Raw genomic sequence first — 2,716 nt, 5'->3', positions numbered from 1 at the left:
CCCCCTCCCCCCGGGACGACGCCACTTGCCATCGCCTGGCGCCGTGGGCACCATGAGACTCTTGCCGCAACGCACGGCGCCCCGGAGACCTGCCATGACCCACACCGCCGCCGCCCCGCTCGCCACCAGCGAGCGCAAGGTCGACCGCCTGCTCGCCCACTACGAGGAGAGCCACCGCCATCCGACCAACGAACTGATCCACTTCGTGGCCATTCCCGCGATCATGCTGAGCATCGTCGGGTTGCTGTTCGCGATCCATCCGTGGGTGGCCTACGCCTTCGTGGCGGCCAGCCTCGTGTACTACGCCCTGCTGCGCTCGCCGGCCTTCCTCATCACCATGCTGGCGCTCACGGTGCTGGCGCTGGTGGCGGTGCATGCGATGGGCACCGCGGTGGCGCCGGTGTCGGCGGCGATCTTCGTGGTGGCGTGGATCTTCCAGTTCGTCGGCCACAAGATCGAAGGCAAGAAGCCTTCGTTCTTCGAGGACATCCAGTACCTCTGGGTTGGCCCGCTGTTCGTGCTGTCCAAGCTGTTCGTCAAGCTCGGCATCCGCTGGTAGTCGGTGGGTGATCTGGCGCGCAGCGTCCGCGCGCGCGGGTTCCTTCAAGGCGACACGAGCGGCTCGGCCTCATAGGCCCGGTGCAGCAGTTCCACGAAAGCCGGCGCTGGCGGCAACACCACGTCGCCGATGCGGTGCACCGCCACGCCCGGCGTCCACGAGTTCATGACCACGGCGCCGGCCAGCGCGGGCAGGTCGGCCATCCGCAGCACGTGGCTGCGCTGCGGGACACCGAGGCGCTCGAGCTGCCGGCGCACGATGCCCATCGTGGTGCCGGTGAGGACGTCGGCCTCGGGCCACACCACCGCCTCGCCGTCCCAGAAGGCCAGGTTCCAGATCGACGCTTCGCCGAGCCGGCCGTGCCGGTCGAGAAAGGCCGCGTCGTCGAGGCCCTGCGCGACGGCCTGGCGCAGCAGCTGGGTCTTGGCGCCTTCACCGACATGCTTCACGGCCGGCAGGAAGCGCTCGTGTTCGATCGCGGCCAGGGTCAGCGGGCCGGCGGGGCCGTTGGAAGGCGGGCCGGTGCGGACCAGCACCTCGGGCACCGCGTCAGCCGCGGTGAACTCGCCGGCCGGGGAGTAGACGGTGGCCGTCAGCGACAGGTCCGCCGGACCGGCCGCCAGCGCCGCCCGCAGGTGAGTGCGCACCGTGTCGTCGGGCAGCGCCTGCCCGAACAAGGTCTGCGAGGCGAAGCGCAGCCGTGCCAGGTGGAGGTCGAGGCCCCGCACCCGGCCGCCGCGCACCTGCATGGCCGTGAAATGCGCGTGGCCGGCGAAGGCGAGCGGAGTCAGGGCCTCGGCGGTTGCGGGTTGGCCGTTGCGTTGCACGACGAAAGTGGAAGAGGAAGGGACGCTGGCGGACATGGTTTCGTGGCTCCTGGAGGGGATGGATCATCAAGTTCCTGAACTATCCCGCGTTGACTTCCTTAGGAGAAACAAATAGTTTTTGGAAAATCATCAAAAACCATTTGAAGATCGATGCACCCCAGACTGCTCCCCGGCACCCGCGCCCTGCGCACCTTCGAGGCCGCCGGGCGGCTCCTGAACTTCACGCGGGCTGCCGAAGAAGTCGGGCTGACGCCGGCGGCCGTGAGCCACCAGATCAAGGAGATCGAGGAGCAGCTCGGCGTGGTGCTGTTCACGCGCACCAGCCGCAGCATCCGCCTCACGCCGGCCGGCGCCGTGTGGTTCGAGGCCACCGCCGACGCGCTCGACACCCTGCGCCGCGCCGCCGGCCGCGCCCGGCGCATGGCGCGCGGGGCGGCGACGCTGCGACTGTCGACCAGCGCCCGCTTCGCGACCAACTGGCTGTTGCCCCGGCTGCCGCAGTTCCGGGCTGCGAACCCAGGGCTGGAACTGGGTTTCGATATTTCCGACGCACTGCGGGATTTCGACGCCGACGACATCGACGTAGCGATCCGCTTCGGCACCGGCAAAGACCCGGGCACGCGCGCGCAGCGGCTGTTCGACACCGTCATCGTGCCGGTCTGCAGCCCCAGGCTGCTCGCCAGCGGGCCCCCGCTGGCAACGCCGCGCGACCTGCTCCAGCACACGCTGTGCCACGTCGACTGGAAGACCGACGGCATGGTCTGGCCCAACTGGCCGATGTGGATGGCCGCGGCGGGCATCGAGGGCTTCGACGACAGCCACTGCATCGGCTTCGCCGACTCGAGCGACGTGGTGCGCGCCGTCACCGAGAGCGGCATGGTCGGCCTGGCCGACCTGGACATGATCGGCGCCGACCTCGCCCAGGGCCGGCTGGTGCGGCTGTTCGACATCGGCGTGCCCATGGCAGCGGGCTACGCCTACCACCTGGTCTACCCGGAAGGCAGCGCCCGGGACCCGCGCATCCTGGCGTTCCAGGACTGGCTGCTGGGGCAGGCGTCCAGGACTTGAAAAACGCCAAACGGCATACAAATATCCAACAAATCGCGGCAAATGTCGATTTTCATTCGACAGGGAATAGCTGTCTTTTTGAAATCAAGGACATACACCGCAACCGGTCATTCAGACTGGAACTCGTGTTTCACTCGAGATGGAATTCCTCGCGATTTGCATCACTAATTTTGGAATTTTGGGCCTGTTGGATTCCATCGATCTCTGACCCGAGATTTCCATTGAATACTGACCCACCCGCTTTGTGAGCCTGAAGGCTTCA

Annotated in this window: 3 protein-coding genes; 2 read left to right on the top strand and 1 reads right to left on the bottom strand. The window is 67.4% G+C overall.

Going from position 1 to position 2,716, the window contains the following annotated elements; all coding sequences use genetic code 11:
• Positions 1-94 precede the first annotated feature (94 nt).
• Positions 95-559, top strand: coding sequence for an Mpo1 family 2-hydroxy fatty acid dioxygenase (locus AC3WQR_RS31520; RefSeq protein ID WP_070061973.1), 465 nt, complete (start codon positions 95-97; stop codon positions 557-559).
• A gap of 44 nt (positions 560-603) precedes the next feature.
• Here AC3WQR_RS31520 and AC3WQR_RS31515 read toward each other — a convergent pair whose 3' ends face one another.
• Positions 604-1,422, bottom strand: a complete 819-nt coding sequence (locus AC3WQR_RS31515; RefSeq protein WP_492745968.1) for an aminotransferase class IV family protein — start codon at positions 1,420-1,422, stop codon at positions 604-606.
• A gap of 114 nt (positions 1,423-1,536) precedes the next feature.
• Between AC3WQR_RS31515 and AC3WQR_RS31510 the strand changes: the two genes are divergently transcribed.
• Entirely contained in the window at positions 1,537-2,454 is a 918-nt protein-coding gene (locus AC3WQR_RS31510; RefSeq protein ID WP_492745966.1) for a LysR substrate-binding domain-containing protein, read from the top strand.
• The last annotated feature ends 262 nt before the right edge of the window (positions 2,455-2,716 follow it).

The organism is Variovorax sp. FW305-3-2-15-B-LB1 (genome assembly GCF_058787635.1).
Note: the sequence above shows the minus strand (reverse complement) of the source record. Positions and strands in the feature narration are given on the sequence as shown.